Source organism: Pedobacter soli (genome assembly GCF_900101435.1).
Taxonomy (GTDB): domain Bacteria; phylum Bacteroidota; class Bacteroidia; order Sphingobacteriales; family Sphingobacteriaceae; genus Pedobacter; species Pedobacter soli.
The window spans coordinates 80,350-96,574 of the sequence record NZ_FMZH01000013.1; the positions used below are offsets into that span (position 1 = coordinate 80,350).

Annotated in this window: 14 protein-coding genes; 8 read left to right on the forward strand and 6 right to left on the reverse strand. The window is 44.2% G+C overall.

Going from position 1 to position 16,225, the window contains the following annotated elements; translation table 11 throughout:
• The first annotated feature begins 378 nt into the window (after positions 1-378).
• Both BLR37_RS21550 and BLR37_RS21555 read left to right on the forward strand, forming a co-directional pair.
• The gene (locus tag BLR37_RS21550) at positions 379-945 is read left to right on the forward strand and encodes a fasciclin domain-containing protein (RefSeq protein ID WP_090772266.1); all 567 of its coding nucleotides are present in this window, start codon (positions 379-381) and stop codon (positions 943-945) included.
• A 116-nt stretch (positions 946-1,061) separates the two neighbouring features.
• Complete coding sequence (locus BLR37_RS21555) at positions 1,062-1,661, forward strand: RNA polymerase sigma factor (RefSeq protein ID WP_090772268.1); 600 nt, start codon at positions 1,062-1,064, stop codon at positions 1,659-1,661.
• A gap of 251 nt (positions 1,662-1,912) precedes the next feature.
• Here the strand turns inward: BLR37_RS21555 and infC are convergent, their stop codons facing one another.
• Entirely contained in the window at positions 1,913-2,482 is a 570-nt protein-coding gene (gene infC, locus BLR37_RS21560; RefSeq protein WP_090772270.1) for a translation initiation factor IF-3, read from the reverse strand.
• Positions 2,483-2,674: 192 nt separating this feature from the next.
• Complete coding sequence (locus BLR37_RS21565; RefSeq protein WP_090772272.1) at positions 2,675-2,968, reverse strand: hypothetical protein; 294 nt, start codon at positions 2,966-2,968, stop codon at positions 2,675-2,677.
• A gap of 221 nt (positions 2,969-3,189) precedes the next feature.
• Here BLR37_RS21565 and BLR37_RS21570 point away from each other — a divergent pair, with 221 nt between their 5' ends.
• From BLR37_RS21570 to BLR37_RS25615, 4 genes are all read left to right on the forward strand, one after another.
• Entirely contained in the window at positions 3,190-3,594 is a 405-nt protein-coding gene (locus tag BLR37_RS21570) for a hypothetical protein (RefSeq protein ID WP_090772275.1), read from the forward strand.
• A 151-nt stretch (positions 3,595-3,745) separates the two neighbouring features.
• The gene (locus BLR37_RS21575) at positions 3,746-4,849 is read left to right on the forward strand and encodes an efflux RND transporter periplasmic adaptor subunit (RefSeq protein ID WP_208599710.1); all 1,104 of its coding nucleotides are present in this window, start codon (positions 3,746-3,748) and stop codon (positions 4,847-4,849) included.
• A gap of 74 nt (positions 4,850-4,923) precedes the next feature.
• Positions 4,924-8,061, forward strand: coding sequence for an efflux RND transporter permease subunit (locus BLR37_RS21580; protein ID WP_090772279.1), 3,138 nt, complete (start codon positions 4,924-4,926; stop codon positions 8,059-8,061).
• 1 nt (position 8,062) lies between these two features.
• Complete coding sequence (locus BLR37_RS25615; RefSeq protein ID WP_244154728.1) at positions 8,063-9,499, forward strand: efflux transporter outer membrane subunit; 1,437 nt, start codon at positions 8,063-8,065, stop codon at positions 9,497-9,499.
• An 89-nt stretch (positions 9,500-9,588) separates the two neighbouring features.
• Here the strand turns inward: BLR37_RS25615 and BLR37_RS21590 are convergent, their stop codons facing one another.
• Together BLR37_RS21590 and BLR37_RS21595 are read right to left on the reverse strand one after the other, a co-directional pair.
• Complete coding sequence (locus BLR37_RS21590; protein WP_143009642.1) at positions 9,589-10,164, reverse strand: hypothetical protein; 576 nt, start codon at positions 10,162-10,164, stop codon at positions 9,589-9,591.
• A gap of 35 nt (positions 10,165-10,199) precedes the next feature.
• Entirely contained in the window at positions 10,200-10,430 is a 231-nt protein-coding gene (locus BLR37_RS21595) for a hypothetical protein (protein WP_090772283.1), read from the reverse strand.
• 188 nt (positions 10,431-10,618) lie between these two features.
• Here BLR37_RS21595 and BLR37_RS21600 point away from each other — a divergent pair, with 188 nt between their 5' ends.
• Together BLR37_RS21600 and BLR37_RS21605 are read left to right on the forward strand one after the other, a co-directional pair.
• Positions 10,619-10,885 (forward strand): hypothetical protein, encoded by a 267-nt coding sequence (locus BLR37_RS21600; RefSeq protein ID WP_090772285.1) that lies wholly within the window; start codon positions 10,619-10,621, stop codon positions 10,883-10,885.
• A gap of 128 nt (positions 10,886-11,013) precedes the next feature.
• Positions 11,014-12,804, forward strand: coding sequence for a chloride channel protein (locus tag BLR37_RS21605; RefSeq protein WP_090772287.1), 1,791 nt, complete (start codon positions 11,014-11,016; stop codon positions 12,802-12,804).
• On the opposite strand, the gene BLR37_RS21610 is transcribed toward BLR37_RS21605, so the two are convergent.
• On the reverse strand, positions 12,801-14,744 hold the full coding sequence (locus tag BLR37_RS21610; RefSeq protein WP_090772289.1) for a sensor histidine kinase: 1,944 nt from the start codon (positions 14,742-14,744) through the stop codon (positions 12,801-12,803). The genes BLR37_RS21605 and BLR37_RS21610 overlap by 4 nt on opposite strands.
• A 204-nt stretch (positions 14,745-14,948) precedes the next feature.
• A complete protein-coding gene (locus BLR37_RS21615) occupies positions 14,949-16,184 on the reverse strand; it encodes a cation:proton antiporter (RefSeq protein ID WP_090772291.1) in 1,236 nt (411 codons plus the stop codon).
• Positions 16,185-16,225 lie beyond the last annotated feature (41 nt).

Genomic DNA, 16,225 nt, shown 5'->3' on the forward strand with positions numbered 1-16,225 from the left:
CTAATTATTCCCCCTCCGACACCGGTTATTTTATGGTAAAAAACTAGCAGCCTATGGTTTCCATGCCTTATCTGAACTAAAGTGAACTGGCCGGTTTAGCAAAGCTATCAGTTTAGATTTCTCAATTGCCGTTTTGCTATGCTAGGTTAGACTCAACTCTGGAGCAGTGTTTTATTAAAGCTACACGTGTAAAATTAAACAAGTACTTTGTCAGCGATCATGCTAACTAACGCACACCTAATTAGGGTATTCCTATTTTGTTTATTATTAAATTATTGATAAATAGCATTTTATGTTTTTGTTTGTTTTTTGTTGTTCCATCTCAAATCTGTCCTTAGTCACTATTTCGTAATTGGGCTTATAACAACAAAGACAACAATGAAAAAACTTTTCTCAACCGCATTTGCCCTAGTAGCTATCGCACTTGCAACGAATACCACCGTTTTCGCACAAGCTGAAAAAGGAACCAAAATGGTAGGTGGGGCAGCCATGTATCCTTCAAAGGACATCGTTGACAATGCCGTTAACTCGAAAGACCACACCACACTGGTTGCCGCAGTGAAGGCAGCGGGGCTGGTTGAAACCTTAAAAGGAAAGGGCCCTTTCACGGTTTTTGCGCCAACCAATAGCGCGTTTGATAAGTTGCCTGCCGGCACCGTAGACAACCTGATAAAACCGGAAAACAAAGCTAGCTTAACTAAAATTCTGACTTACCATGTCCTGGCAGGTAAAATGGATAGCAAAATGATCGCAGCTGCCATCAAAAAAGGTAAAGGCAAAGCTGAAATGACAACTGTAGAAGGCGGAAAGCTTTGGGCCTGGATGCAAGGTGGTAAACTGGTACTACAAGATGAAAAAGGCGGAAAAAGCACAGTGAGCATTGCTGACGTCTATCAGAAAAATGGCGTCATTCATGTAGTGGATACGGTTTTAATGCCAAAATAATTGCTGAAAAATAATTAGTGCCCGCCAAAGGGCACTGATTATTTTTTGCAATAGACAATCAACCGACCAAATATCCATCCCGGTCAGCGAAGCTCACCTAAGCCCTCACAAGAACCATGAAAACACGTATACTTTGCCATCCTTCATCCAAACACCTGAACGAACAAGAGCTTACCCACGCCCTCATCAGCGGAGATGAGCAGGCCTTTAGAAAACTTTATAAAATGTATTCAGCCACCCTACTGGGGGTTATCATCAAAATCGTGATTCAAAAGGAAATAGCAGAAGATTTGTTGCAGGATTGTTTTGTTAAGATCAGTAAAAGTATTGTTCACTACGATCAGGCCAAGGGCAGGCTTTTTACCTGGATGCTTAATATTGCAAGGAATATCGCTATCGACCATATCAGACTGGTATCTTCAAGAAACGGCAAAAAAACCTTCGAACTGGATGATGTCCGGAGCGAGATCATCAACAAACCAGCTGAACATTTTAACATCGATACCATAGGTTTAAAAAAGCTTATCGATCAACTTTGCATAAAACACCGCGAAATGATCCATCTGGCATATTTCCAGGGATATACCCATGCTGAAATTGCAGACTTGCTACAAATGCCTTTGGGAAGCGTGAAGACAGCCATACGGCTGGCTATTGTCGCTCTACGAAAAAGATTCTGTTTTGAAAACGGAAGCGACTTTGCTCTAAGTGCATAACATATAAAGGTTATGGGATTGATTTGGAAGCAAATAACGGCAATGCCCGACATACGCTTCCTGTTCCTGCGACCTATATCATAGATCGGTCAGGAAAGATCAAGTTTGTGCATTTTGATCCCAATTATAAAAAAGGAGCATCCATCGGGATGTTGCTGACAAAGTTATAGTCTCAGAGTAGGCCCCCCTTTTTTTGAAATAACTTCTTTGACAGGGAGCCTGTACTGGATGGACAGCGGTGAACCGATCCCTTATTTCCTTGCCGCTTTTGGTGCCAAGGTCAAAAACATCCGTTTTCCTTCCAATTTAGGGAATAACTCTACCTTGCCTACTTCTTCCAGGCTTTGAGCAAATTTCAAAAGCAGAATTTCGCCCCGGTCTTTATAAACAATCGAGCGTCCCTTGAAATGGACAAAGGCTCGAACCTTTTCTCCGCTTTCCAGAAATGAAACTGCGTGTTTGAGTTTAAACTGAAAATCGTGATCATCGGTATTTGGGCCGAAACGTATATCTTTGATTATGGTCTGCTTAGCCTTACTTTTAATCTCTTTTTGCTTTTTTTTCTGTTCATAAAGAAATTTGCTGTAGTCGATGATGCGGCAAACGGGTGGGATGGCTTTCGGGGAAATTTCAACCAGATCTAAATCCAGTTCTTTAGCCATTTTAAGTGCTTCTGGGAGCGGGTAAATATTTGTCTCAACGTTTTCTCCCGTTAAACGTACCTCAGCAGAGGTGATAAACTCGTTTACCTTATGTTCTGCTTCTTTTTTTCTGAAGGGTAAGCGTGGTCCCCTGTAAAATCCTGCTTTTTTTAATGCCAAATTTGATAAGTTTTAATGAAAATTCAGTTATTTGGAGCGTTTATTCTAGATGATTGAGATAATATACCTTTAAAATCGGATAATTCCAAACGTATCGCCAAATCCTTACTTAATAATTACGCTTACGCTAAAGGTGTTTTGATTAGGTGTCAATCAATATTTTGAGAAAGGTTAGTTCTATTCTATCCTTCTTTAGCTTGCCGTAATTTCAGTCGTCACTTTATTTTCGGTTCTTAGCGCTTCATAGGTAATCAGTATAAAACCGGATAGCAGAAGGACCGTTGCCAAAATTTGCAATATCTTTTCTGTGCCTTTGGTGTTTATCATTCTATCTGAGCAGGTAAACTCACCTATCCCGGTGAGTTTCCGCCGTTTGTTTCGCCGCCAGAGCGCGAAGATGAAAATAAAGGTTCCGAAGATCAAGGCTAAAACACCGATAATCAATGGCATTGTTGTAAAATTAAGGGTTTCCTGTGTTTCTATCATATAAAATAGACGATTAGGAAGCTAAAAAGTTTAAAATTTATTTTTTTTAGCATTTATATTAAAGGATTAATTTGATGTGAACCTGATTTTGAAAAATGTTTTTTCTTATATTGTTTTAATGCTGTTTTTTCTAAAAAAGCTTTAAGTTTCACATCTGTTACAGTAATGTTACTGTATTTTATGCCTGGATTTGTAGTTTTGCACCAAATCAGTGTGCACCAATGGTAAGAACAAGAGAAGATTCTTTTTTTAAAATCCGCTCTGCTGTTCCGGAACATTTTCCGTTACTGCTATTGCTTCTGCTGGCTTCCTTTTTTTTACGTTCTTCCCATCTAACCGGGGAACTGGTCCAGGGGGTTTCCTCTATTTCGATAAAGTTTACCAGTATTATGAGCCCCTTTTCAGGGGAGGACCACGAGCGAGCTTCGTTGGCCGCGGTAGATCAGAAGCAGCCAAAATTCCGTAAGAAATTTCAGCACCTCAATGATGCTGCCAGCGACCTTCAGCCGTTCCAAAAGCGCCTGGAGATTCGCTACCATCTTCCTGTTTCAACCCCACCGGGTTATGAAACGCCACATTTCTTTTGCGGGCAACACGCCTTCTTATACAGACTGACCTATTTCTGATTTTCCCCGATTGTAATCCGCAGTTACCCGGATTACAGATTACTTGTTGGAAAAAAAAACATATCAGATAGGTAGCAGTGTACTAACTTATAGTTGTGGCCACTGCTTTAGATAAAGAAATAAGGAAAACACACAGATGAAATTTAAATGGATGGCGATCCCGATCCTTGCTGCCGCAATGCAGGCATGTACAGGGGGGACGGCCCAGAAAAAAGATAACGAGATTGCCGAGATACCGGTGTTAAAGCTAAGCCAGCAGGATACTTCACTTTCCTTTGACTACGTAGCCGATATTCAGGCCTACAAGAATGTGGACATCAGATCCAGGATACACGGCTTTATCGACAAAGTTATGGTAGATGAGGGAGAAAAGGTTCATAAAGGACAGCTACTCTTTCAGTTAAATGACCGGGAACATGTAATTGCACTTAATAAAGCGAAGGCGAACCTGGCCAGCGCACTATCTGCTGCCAGTATAGCCCAGGTTGAACTGGAAAGGATTACTACGCTTGTAGATAAAAAAGTGATCTCTCCTTCTGAACTCTCGCTCGGAAAGGCAAGGTTCTCGGAGGCTGAAGCGCAGATCAAAACGGCAAAGGCGATGATTGATGATGCCAACCAGAAGCTTTCCTATTCCCGCATTCGATCTCCTTTCGATGGGACCATAGACCGTATCCCTTTGAAAGCCGGGAGCCTGATTGATGAGGGCGCACTGCTCACCACCATATCTGATACAAAAGAGATGTATGCCTATTTTGAGATCTCTGAAAATGAGTACCTGCAGTTTACGCGTAATGGAAAAGGAGGTTTTGAGCAGAACAAAGCTGTAAAGCTTATCCTATCGGATGGGTCAGCCTACCCGGTAAAAGGAAAGATACAAACGCACGAAAATGCTTTCTCGGGGAATACCGGATCAATTGCCTTCAGGGCAGTTTTCGCTAACCCGAAAAATATTTTAAAGCATGGCGCCTCTGGAAAAGTGGAGCTGGAATCTAAACTCGCAGGTAGTATTCTCATTCCCCAGAAGTCCGTATTTGAAATCCAGGACAAAAATTACGTTTTCGTAGTGGGTAAAGGTAATATGGTTAGAATGAAAAGTTTCGTGCCCAAATTACGTCTGCCAGGTTTTTTTGTCTGCGCAAGTGGCCTTGATGCAGGTGAGACCATTGTTTATGAAGGTATACAGAACATCCGAGATGGCGCTGTCATCAAACCGGTGTATACCTCGGACAAATCTTTGCTTGCCAAAAAGTAATTCTTTTTTTCATTTTCCCATTCCTCCTGCGGAAAATTTTTCCGGCGGAATAGGATTGCTATAACCCAAAATAAATGGTTGAGACCTTCATTAGAAGACCAGTGCTTTCACTGGTTATTTCACTTATATTGATCTTATTGGGCATCCTGGCCCTCTTTAAGCTCCCGATTACTCAGTTTCCGGATATTGTTCCACCCTCTGTGGTGGTAACGGCAAACTACAACGGCGCCAATGCGGAAGTTTGTGCCAAGGCTGTTGCAACGCCTCTTGAACGTGCAATTAACGGCGTTCCTGGAATGACCTATATGAATACGGTCAGCAGCAATAACGGAGTGACCTTAGTTCAGGTATTTTTTAACGTCGGCACTGATCCCGATCAGGCGGCGGTGAATGTGCAGAACCGGGTAACTACAGTTCTCGATGAGCTTCCCGAGGAGGTGATAAAGGCTGGTGTAACCACTGAAAAAGAGGTAAACAGTATGCTACTTTACTTAAATATCACCAGTAGCGATAAGGAAATGAACGAGGAGTTCATTTATAATTTTGCGGATATCAATGTACTGCAGGAACTCAAAAGGATAGATGGGGTAGGTTTTGTAGAAATTATGGGTGCCAGGGATTACTCGATGAGAGTATGGCTGAAACCCGACCGGATGCACTCATATAATATTTCTGCAGAAGAGGTCATCGATAAGATGCGTAAGCAGAATATTGAGGCAGCGCCTGGTGTGGCAGGCGAGAATTCCGGGAAAGGCAAAGAAGTAAAACAGTATGTGCTGCGGTATACAGGTAAGTTCAACAATAAAGAGGACTATGAGAATCTGGTTCTCCGTGCTGAGCGGAACGGGGCCCTTGTGAGGCTAAAAGATATCGCGGATCTGGAATTCGGAACAGTCAGCTATGATATGGTTTCCAAAACTGATGGCAAACCTTCCGCCTCGATTATGATCAAGCAGCGGCCTGGCTCAAATGCCAGTGAGGTAATAGAAAACATTAAGTCAAAAATGGCTGAACTTAAAGCCACCAGTTTTCCGCCCGGGATGGAATATAATTATGCATATGATGTTTCCCGCTTCCTTGACGCAAGTATCCACGAGGTTTTAAGGACGCTTTTGGAAGCTTTCATACTGGTATTCATCGTTGTATTTATTTTTCTTCAGGATTTCAGGAGCACACTGATTCCCGCCCTTGCAGTTCCTGTAGCCCTTATAAGTACCCTTGCCTTCCTTCAGGTCATGGGTTTTTCCATCAATATTTTAACGCTATTTGCGCTCGTACTGGCCATTGGCATAGTAGTAGATAATGCGATTGTTGTAGTCGAGGCGGTTCATGTGAAAATGAGCGAAGAACACCTGCCGCCTATGGAAGCCACGATCGCCGCGATGAAAGAAATCAGTGGGGCTATAATTGCCATTACCCTGGTGATGTCGGCGGTATTTATTCCTGTAGCCTTTCTTTCCGGGCCTGTTGGGGTGTTTTACCGTCAGTTTTCCCTTACCCTGGCTATTTCTATTGTCATATCGGGCATTAATGCTTTAACGCTGACACCCGCGCTCTGCGCATTGATGTTGAAGCATGGTACCCAGGGAGTGAAAAAGGGATTACTTCAGCGCTTTTTTGATCTATTCAATAAAGGTTATGATAAAACCGAGAAAAAGTTTGGGCGTCTGGTCAGGTTAATCATTTCCCGCAGGCTGGCCACTATTGGGCTACTGCTGCTTTTCATTTTCCTGAGTTGGCTGGGCTCGAGCATTCTTCCTTCCGGATTTATTCCAACTGAGGATCAGGGGATGATCTATGTGAATGTAACAACCCCACCGGGCTCTACTGTAGAACGGACCGAACAGGTTCTCGATCAGATTGAGCGGGTGACAAGCAGTTTCCGGTCCGTTGAAAACGTCAGTACCCTGGCTGGCTATAGTCTGATGAGCGATATTACTGGCGCTTCCTATGGAATGGCAATGATCAATCTTACGGCATGGAACGGTCGAAAGGAAAGTGTCGATGAGCTTATTTCATCGCTTAAAGCCAAAACCCGTGCGATCAGTGATGCTTCTATTGAATTCTTTTCTCCACCGACTGTTCCAGGCTTTGGTAATGCCAGCGGTTTTGAGCTTAGGCTGCTGGATAAAAACAAGAGTGAGGATATGGGTAAAACGGCGAAGGTGACCAATGACTTCCTTGCCGAACTCCGTAAAAGCAGCGCTATTTCAGGTGCATTCACCAGTTTTGATCCTAATTTTCCGCAATATATGATCCATGTCGACCAGGATATGGCTGCACAGAAGGGGGTTACCGTTGAGAACGCGATGGGTACACTACAGACCCTTGTTGGAAGTTACTATGCCACCAACTTCATCCGGTTTGGCCAGATGTACAAAGTTATGCTCCAGGCCTATCCCCAATACCGGGGTAAGCCTACCGACTTGTTAAAACTTTATGTCAAAAATGACCGTGGTGAAATGATACCCTATTCTGCCTTTATTACCATGGAAAGGGTGTATGGACCTGAGCAGATCAACAGGTATAATATGTACCCTTCGGCGATGATCAATGGGGATGCGGCAGCGGGATTCAGCAGCAGTGATGCCATTGCGGCGGTCGAAAAAGCCGCCAGGGAAAAGCTCCCCCGCGGTTTTAGTATCGAATGGTCCGGAATGACAAGGGAGCAGATCCTTTCGGGAAACCAGGCGATTTATATTTTCATCATCTGCCTGATATTCGTTTACCTCATTTTAGCTGCGCAGTATGAAAGCTTTCTATTGCCGCTGCCTGTCCTGCTCTCGCTTCCTGCCGGAATTGCCGGTGCATTTTTTACCCTCAAACTGGCAGGTTTGGAGAACAATATCTATGCCCAGGTGGCGTTGGTTATGCTTATCGGACTGCTTGGAAAAAATGCGATTTTGATTATCGAGTTCGCAGAGCAAAAACGCAAAGCCGGCTTTTCGGTTGCAAAAGCGGCAGCTATGGGGGCCGTATCACGTTTACGTCCTATACTGATGACTTCCTTTGCCTTTATCGCAGGCCTGATTCCACTCTGCATAGCCGCCGGCGCTGGAGCGGTCGGGAACCGTTCCATTGGTATGACCGCCGTCGGAGGGATGTTCATCGGTACCCTCTTTGGCGTACTGGTGATACCGGGGCTCTATGCGTTATTTTCAGTCCAAAAGAAAAAGCAGGTAGATAAAAGTTCCACGCTTAAAACAAATTGAAATGAAATTAAATATTAAAATACTTATTCCCGTTTTTACCATGCTTTGCCTGATAGCGATTATAACTTCGTGCGGCTCAGTCAGACAGGCAAATCTTCCTGAACTGAAAAAACTTCCTGATTCCTTTAATAGGCTCTCCTCGGCACCAGCTGAGGCTTTGAGCTGGAAGGCGATCTTCACCCAGCCGGACCTCAAGGGGCTTATAGATACTGCACTTAGAAACAACCTTAGTTTGCAATCCGGAGTGCAACGTGTATTGGTTGCGGGACTGAATCTGCGTTTAAGCCGCTCAAAACTCTATCCAACACTCAGCGCCGAGATATCTGCAGGGCTCGACCATTATGGAGACTATACCATGAATGGGGTAGGGAATTACGATACCAATTTTTCGGACAATCTGAATAAAAAGCAGCGCATCCCCAAGCCAACACCGGATTATTTTGCGGGTTTCAGAAGTTCATGGGAAATTGACATATGGGGGAAGTTATCTGAGAAGAAAAAGGCCGCTTATAATCGTTACCTTTCAAGCCAGGCAGGCCTGCAGTGGTATAAAACACAAATTGTCAGCCAGGTTGCCGAACTTTATTATGAACTCACCGCGCTTGATAAACGCTTAGAAATTCTCCGGCGAAACATACTTTTGCAAAATAAGGGGCTGGAAATTGTTGAGTCCCAGATGGCCGGAGGTAGAGCAACTGCCCTTGCTGTCAGTCAGTTCAAGGCCCAGCGTACAGCCACCCAGGGCAGGCAGTTTGAAATCCGGCAGGCCATCTACAGAATAGAGAACGAGCTTAACCTGCTTTTGGGCAGGTACCAGAGAAACGTTGAACGTGACACAAGCGCAATTACCCAGTTTTTGCCCAGTGAAGTTTATGCAGGGATTCCGGCAAAAGTTATTCTTTCAAGGCCGGACGTAAGGGAGGCCGAGCTGGAGCTTGCTGCCTCGAAGGCAGATGTGAATGCTGCTAGAAAAGCATTTCTACCTTCACTCACACTTGACGCCTACGCTGGCTATAATTCCTTTAAGCTTCCGCTGCTTTTTTCGCCCGCATCATTGGCAGCTGGATTCCTCGGTGGACTGAGTGCCCCTTTGCTCAATAGGGCAGCGCTCAAAAATAGGAGCCTTGTGGCCACTTCCGAACAGCTTTCTGCCTTTTATAACTATCAGCAGCGGATCATCAAAGCCTACCATGAAGTCTCTGTCCAGCTTTCGGCAATAGAGAATTATAAGCAGGCCTACCGATTTAAATCAAGTGAGGTTGAGGAATTAAAAAAGGCGGTTTCAACGGCAAATGACCTATATTTATCGGGATATGCCAGTTATCTGGAGGTTATTGTTGCTCAACGCAGCGTGCTTGAAGCAGAAATGCAACAGGTGGATCTAAAGCAGAAATCCTATTCCTCACTGATCAATCTTTTCAGGGCCCTTGGAGGATAACACTTATTCGCTCTTACAAACTATATAATTCCCCGGGATTTCTTTTGATGAGATCTCAGGGGTTTTACGGTACCGCACTTTCTCTTTGTTTACAATGCCACTGCCAGTGCGATCCTTGCTCCATAAAAGGACGTTGATTCCCCATTTCTTATCCAGCTTTCATAACGCAGGCCGAGATCTGCGCTAAAGCGATTATTTATCGGTATGCAGGCGCCCAGGGCAGGGGAATAGGTGAAGGCCTGGTAGGGATGTTCGCCGAGGGCGAAAGCTGAGCCTCCCAGAACCTCAGCATAATATATTCCTCCAAAATAGTACCGCAAACCTACCTTTAACGGTATAACCCCACTTATGTGGGTATCTTCGCCATAGTTTTCAAGTCGGGCCCGCACATCTTTGCGATATTGAAAATGCATGTAACCCATATAACCAACAGCATTGAGATTCCCTTTGAGGTTGTATTCGCCGACTAAAGAGCCGCCGTAACCCCGCCGGTATGTTTTTGCAGATTTTCCGGTAGGAAAAGCTAAAGCTCCACCGGCAGAAACTTTGGTTTTTGCGCCCATTTGCTGACTGAAGACATTTAAACTCAAACTGATCAATATGAATGGCAAGGCCGCCCTGACTAAATTCTGGACCTTCAGATATGTCTTAACCAAACTGTACATTCTATATCTAATTTTAGGGATATTTGGTGTGATGTTTAATTGTTCCTGACCTCAAACGCACCATAGGAAAGCATTCCGGCATCGTGGCTGATACTAACCTTTAAACCAAGCCGTTCAATGATTGCCGCTGCCTCGGCCAGGCTCCGGTGAATATCTTTTATTCCACGCACTTCTATTCCATACTCCATCAACTTATATTTGGCAGGTTCAAATTTATCTATGAACAGCTGGATGTCCTCACTTATGCCATTTTCCTCTTCTTTCATAATTGATCTTTTTAGTGATACCCTTTTATGCAAAGAAATAAACTTGAGCTGGGCTTCTGTGCAATTGCCTTGTAAATTTTTCGATATAGCTGATTATATTGGTTTTTTTTAATAGATTGGGCCTGAAAATGCCAGATAAACACTATATTGAATAGTCTTCACAGGAGTGCAGGCTATCTGGAGTTGTAATGGTAAAAAAGATAATAGAAATTCAAAAGATCAGGGCTTTCATGAAAAAAGTGGATATTGAGTGGAATAGTCAGCTCAGCGCTTGTGTGATGGTTGGCTTTGACGAATTAAATATTCACCTCATACCTGGAATCCTTCCGGCGGACTTTGTTTCCAGTTTGATGCCAAGGGCCGGGATGTTCATTGATTTTCACTCCCGGGTAACCCTGCGAATACTTGACTATAACTGTAAACAGGAGCAGCTAATCGTGCTTAACGGAAGTTAACCTCAAGCCCGGCCTTGGGGTGGTTAACGAAATTTTAAAGAAACCATTGAGGCTAATTTATACCTCCGGATTGACGCAAAGGATGGTTTTTGCTATATTTACAATTTGTGACACAATCCCGCCGCCTTATGCACGTACGATTAGTAGATTACCTTGATAGCGTTAACCGATACCGTAAACAAAAGATATCAAACCGTAATTTTCTTATCGTTTTGGCCATTATTGTGGGAATTCTTGCGGGCTTGGCTGCCGCCCTACTGAAAAGTATGACCCATACCATTGAAGATTTTCTTCAGTCGGACTGGCAATGGAAGTACAAATATTATCTCTACCTCTTCTTTCCCCTAACGGGTATATTACTTACGGTTTTATATGTGAAATATTTTATCAGGCGCACAAAATTCGAAACCGGCCTGACCCCGCTCCTGTATGCCATTTCCAAAAAGTCGAGCAGGGTGGAGACCCATAATGTTTATTCCCAGATCATCACATCTGCTATCACAGTAGGCTTTGGAGGATCCGTCGGTCTGGAAGCGCCCATTGTGACCAGTGGTTCTGCTATTGGATCCTCTCTTGGACGTTTCCTTGGATTATCCTACAAGGAGATCACAATGCTTTTGGCCTGTGGTGCCGCGGCTGGAATAGCCGGCGCTTTCAACAGCCCTATTGCCGGAATAGTTTTCGCGATCGAGGTGCTCTTGCCCGAATTCACCATCCCTGCATTTATCCCGCTTCTGCTCTCTGCCGCGACCGCTGCGGTAGTTGCACGCATATTTTATACCCAGCAACTGTTTTTCCTGGTAACCGAAGGCTGGGAGGTAAATGCGCTGTTTTTTTATGTGCTTCTTGCAGTTTTCATCGGCCTTTTCTCGATATATTTTACCAAGGTAAATTATCTTGTTAAGAATTTCTTTTACGGGATCAATCACCCATATAAGAAAGTACTTACAGGAGGCCTGTTGCTCGGGCTTATGGTTTTTCTCTTTCCCACATTGTACGGCGAGGGATATATTACCATCAAAAACCTGTTAAAGGGCGATTATCTCAATGTTATAAATAATAGTATTTTCTCCGGCTATAATGGCTATCCCTCACTTGTTATACTTTTCACACTTATCACAATCTTTGCCAAATCGATAGCCACTCTTGTAACGCTTGGCTCAGGGGGAAACGGAGGTACCTTTGCCCCGAGCCTGATTATGGGTGGGCTTATGGGATTTGTTTTCGCCTACAGTGTCAACCTGACCGGTCTTGTGCATTTAAATACCTCGAATTTTATCGTAGCGGGAATGGCCGCCGCGCTAAGTTCCATCATGCATGCTCCACTGACCGGGATATTCCTGATCGCTGAAATCACCGGCGGATATGTGCTGATGGTTCCCTTGATGATCACCTCAGCGATTTCTTATATGATCAACAGAAGTGTTCAAAAACACTCCATGTATACCAAGGCCCTGGCGGATAAGGGTGAACTGCTATCGTATGAGGACAAAGATACCACTGTGCTCAATCAGATGAAACTCCGTTATCTCATAGAGAAGGATTATGTGCAGCTTCTTGAAGATGAACTTTTGAGCACCCGTATGCCTGATATTTTGAAGTCGCAACGGAACATTTGTGCAGTAGTAGATGCGAGGCAAGATTTTAAGGGGCTTATTTATGTGGAGGAAATTTTCAGCGAGATGATGAAAAATCCTGACAAAGAACTCCTCACTGCCCATCATCTTGTCCATACTGCGCTAAAACTTATAAATATAAACGATGACCTTAAGTCCGTGCTGGGTAAAATGGAAGAGGATAGGGTATGGGTGCTTCCCGTTGTGGATTCGGAGAACACTTTCAAGGGATTTGTTTCCAAGACATCTATCTTCAATAAATACCGTGCGCTTCTGATGAGGCAGGCGGATTACATGGGCTAAAGGCTTTTCTTCTGGTCGAGAATAGAGGGTGTTCCTGTTGGGCTACCTTGGACCTTTTTTGATTCAGTGGATGGGCCAAGGGGAATGCTGAAGAAAAAGGTAGAACCTACATGCTCTTCGCTTTCCAACCAGATCCGCCCTCCATGTAAGCGGACTACTTCTGCCGAAAGGTAAAGACCAATACCAAATCCAGAAATGGTGTCCTGCTTCTTTCGATCAATCCTGTAAAACAGTTCGAAGAGTTTTTCACGGTCATATTTTGGAATCCCCATGCCATAATCTTTTACAGAGATAACGACCTCGGTTGAGCTGTAGTTGCAACTGAGTTCAACTGGTGAATCCCTTGGTGAGTATTTTACCGCGTTGCTGATCAGATTGGAAAGGACCTCTGCAATTCTGGTTCTGTCTGCCCATACCATGATCTGCTCGCACCCGGTAAACTTGAAGGTGTCCCGGCTGTAAATAGTCTTTGATTCGTTAAGTATACTATCCAAGAGCTCATTGAGCTCAAAAAAGCTTTCCTGCAACTGCAGTTTCCCGTTTCCTATTCTGGTCACATCCAAAAAACCCATAATCATACTGCTCATCCTATCCGACTGTTGGGAGGCACGTGCCAAAATAGATGCTATTTTTTCGTCTTGCAAATCTTGTGAAAGCCTGATGGCCAGTTGCACATAGGATTTGAAAGCTGTCAAGGGGGTTTTAAGCTCATGGCTCACCACCCCAATAAAGGACTCCTTTTTTGCTTCAGCCTCTTTCTGATCGCTAATATCCATTATAGTTCCCAGCATCCGCTTTGGTATGCCGTTCCTGTCGGAACGAATTTTTCCCGAAACCAGGACCCATCTTATACTGCCATCGTTCCGGGAAGTGCGTACCTGTATACGTAGCTCTTTTCCTTTGAGGGCCTCATTAAAAGCTGATCGGATACGCGGCCTGTCTTCGGGGAAAATCAGGCTGGAAAGGTGCTCTCCAGTTGTATGTGGCGTGAATTCATCACCAAAAAGCACGGCATGTTTTTCTGAACGTTCAATTATCCCTGTCGGGATATCCAGATCCCAGAGACCCAGACCGGTGGCCTCCATGGAAAGTTCCAGTTGTTCATTGGCTTTCCTGAGCTCATTGTCCATTCTATTAATTTGTAGCCTGGCCAGATAGGCAAGGGGAAAGCTTATCAAAAGAGAAGCGATGATTATCGAAAGCAGTCCGAAGGTCGAAGACTGCCCGGAATTTTTTAGAAAAAAAATATAAAACGCAACCAGCAGCGGCGCAGCGCAGGCCAGGTAGCTGAAGCCGTAGATCAGTAGGTTTCTAGATCTTAGTTTTCCGGAAAAGAAAGCCGTCCAGCCGCTTCCCGAAAGGCTAAAAAACACTGCTGTTACCAACAGTAGAAGGGCTAGCGTGGTGTGGATAGCCACACCCGAATAAAACCCCTGGCGGTAAAGGCCGGTGATGTGGAAGGCATGGCCCAAAATAGACCCATAGATAAAAAGGAAAAGAAGCCCTGCAAAAAGTTGCGCGGAGTGATACCAGCCCTTTGCGGCAAATAGCATAGCTGTACAGAAAAGCAGCAGATTGATGCAGCCCAGAGCCGATACTCTGCCGGGGGCCTCCAGTAATGGATTTTCAATTTTATCGCGGAAAAAGATCTCATCCAAACCCAGGTTAACCTGGAAGATGTGCTCGAAGAGTATTAAAAAACTTAAAAGCGCTACGATCAAAATTAAGGTAATTGCAGGCTTTCGATGTCCAAAATTGTATAGCAGGAACCCCGAGGAACTTAGGATGATCATCAGGCACATATTGAATTTCATCGTGACCTCAGCAGAGAAGAAACTTTTGAGCGCACTATTTCCCGTAACCCAGCCAACGAGTCCCACAGTAGCGAATGCGATGGAAGCGACCGCGAGATAAACAGAGATTTTCTTGGTTATTTTCATCGGTTCTTTAAATTTCTTTGGTTGGTGCCCAAAGTAGTCATTTTAAAATTCAATGAAAAAAATAAACTTGAAAAAAGCCTGCAATAAATTGACCCCTTAATTATTTTTCGTTTAGTGTGCAGTTGCTGCGGCCCCTATCAATATGTATTCTCTCAGAGCCCGTTCATCAAGGGAGAGAAGGTTGGCTACCTGGGCGGCTTCCCTTTAGAACCCCAGTCGCTTCGCAAGCTTTCCGATGCTCAATCCCTGGACAAGGATCGAAAAGACAACAATGATGTAGGTAATCAGTACGAACTGTTCTCGGTACATTGCAGGGCTTAAGGAAAGTGCCAGGGCAACTGAAATACCACCTCTCAGCCCGCCCCAAGTCATTATTGTCACTGCATGCTTTTCAAATTTTACTTTAAAGCGCATCAATGAAACCGGTATGATCACTGATACCCATCTGGCCAGTAGTACGATAGCGATACTGATGACTCCAATCCAGAATACCGTTGACTCAACCTTTATGATAAGCATCTCCACACCGATGAAAAGAAATAGTACCGCGTTAAGGATCTCATCGATCATTTCCCAAAACTTGCCCAGATAGTCCCTGGTAAGGTCAGACATGCCCTCACGCCTGGACTTGTTGCCTGTAAAAATCCCTGCAATGACCATTGCAAGTGGTCCAGATACATGAAGCCTCCCTGCTAGGAAATATCCTCCGGTCACAATTGCCAGGGTGATGAGCACTTCGACTTTGTAGTCATCAATGCTTTTAAGGGCCAGATATCCGATATAACCAAGTAGCAGACCAAAAAACAGACCGCCCAAAGCTTCGATTAAAAAAAGCTTGCTTATCGAGATGATAGAAAAATCCCCTGTTGTAGAACGCGCAATTTCTGCAAGGCTCACAAACACAACCACTGCCACACCATCATTAAACAATGATTCCCCGGAAATTTTAAGCTCTAAACTCGCGGGAATATTTGCTTTTTTAAGAATGCCCAGAACGGCAATGGGATCGGTAGGGGAAATTAGTGCCCCAAACAGCAGACTGTATATCAGTGGAATAGGTATATTAAACCATCCAAAAAGGAAATATACCAATATCCCAACTACAAATGTTGAAATAAGTATGCCTACCGTGGCCAAGATCAGAACAGGCAGGCGCTCGGCCCTGAGTTTACCCGCATCAATATGGATTGCACCTGCAAAAAGTAGAAAGCTCAGCATAAAGTTCATCAGCACATCCTGAAAATCTACCGATGTAGCCAGAGAGATGGCCTTTTCTGAAAGCAGAGATCTGGAGCTTCCCAGACTCACAAGCAGGATTGAGGAAATCAGCGAGAGTGCCATAATGCCGATTGTTGGTGGCCATTTAATAAAGCGATGGTTGATATAAGCAAAAATTGCTGCAAGTACTATGGTGATGGCTATGATTTCCTGTGTATTCATCTGAAATAATGGAGGGGTACTTATGATTTTACGATCCTGCA

Coding starts and splice junctions, on each gene's coding strand:
- BLR37_RS21550 (WP_090772266.1), top strand. CDS start 379: ATGAAAAAACTTTTCTCAACCGCATTTGCCCTAGTAGCTATCGCACTT.
- BLR37_RS21570 (WP_090772275.1), top strand. CDS start 3,190: ATGGTAAGAACAAGAGAAGATTCTTTTTTTAAAATCCGCTCTGCTGTT.
- BLR37_RS21565 (WP_090772272.1), bottom strand. CDS start 2,968: ATGATAGAAACACAGGAAACCCTTAATTTTACAACAATGCCATTGATT.
- BLR37_RS21590 (WP_143009642.1), bottom strand. CDS start 10,164: ATGTACAGTTTGGTTAAGACATATCTGAAGGTCCAGAATTTAGTCAGG.
- BLR37_RS21595 (WP_090772283.1), bottom strand. CDS start 10,430: ATGAAAGAAGAGGAAAATGGCATAAGTGAGGACATCCAGCTGTTCATA.
- BLR37_RS21580 (WP_090772279.1), top strand. CDS start 4,924: ATGGTTGAGACCTTCATTAGAAGACCAGTGCTTTCACTGGTTATTTCA.
- BLR37_RS21615 (WP_090772291.1), bottom strand. CDS start 16,184: ATGAATACACAGGAAATCATAGCCATCACCATAGTACTTGCAGCAATT.
- BLR37_RS21610 (WP_090772289.1), bottom strand. CDS start 14,744: ATGAAAATAACCAAGAAAATCTCTGTTTATCTCGCGGTCGCTTCCATC.
- BLR37_RS21605 (WP_090772287.1), top strand. CDS start 11,014: ATGCACGTACGATTAGTAGATTACCTTGATAGCGTTAACCGATACCGT.
- BLR37_RS21555 (WP_090772268.1), top strand. CDS start 1,062: ATGAAAACACGTATACTTTGCCATCCTTCATCCAAACACCTGAACGAA.
- BLR37_RS25615 (WP_244154728.1), top strand. CDS start 8,063: ATGAAATTAAATATTAAAATACTTATTCCCGTTTTTACCATGCTTTGC.
- BLR37_RS21575 (WP_208599710.1), top strand. CDS start 3,746: ATGGCGATCCCGATCCTTGCTGCCGCAATGCAGGCATGTACAGGGGGG.
- BLR37_RS21600 (WP_090772285.1), top strand. CDS start 10,619: ATGGTAAAAAAGATAATAGAAATTCAAAAGATCAGGGCTTTCATGAAA.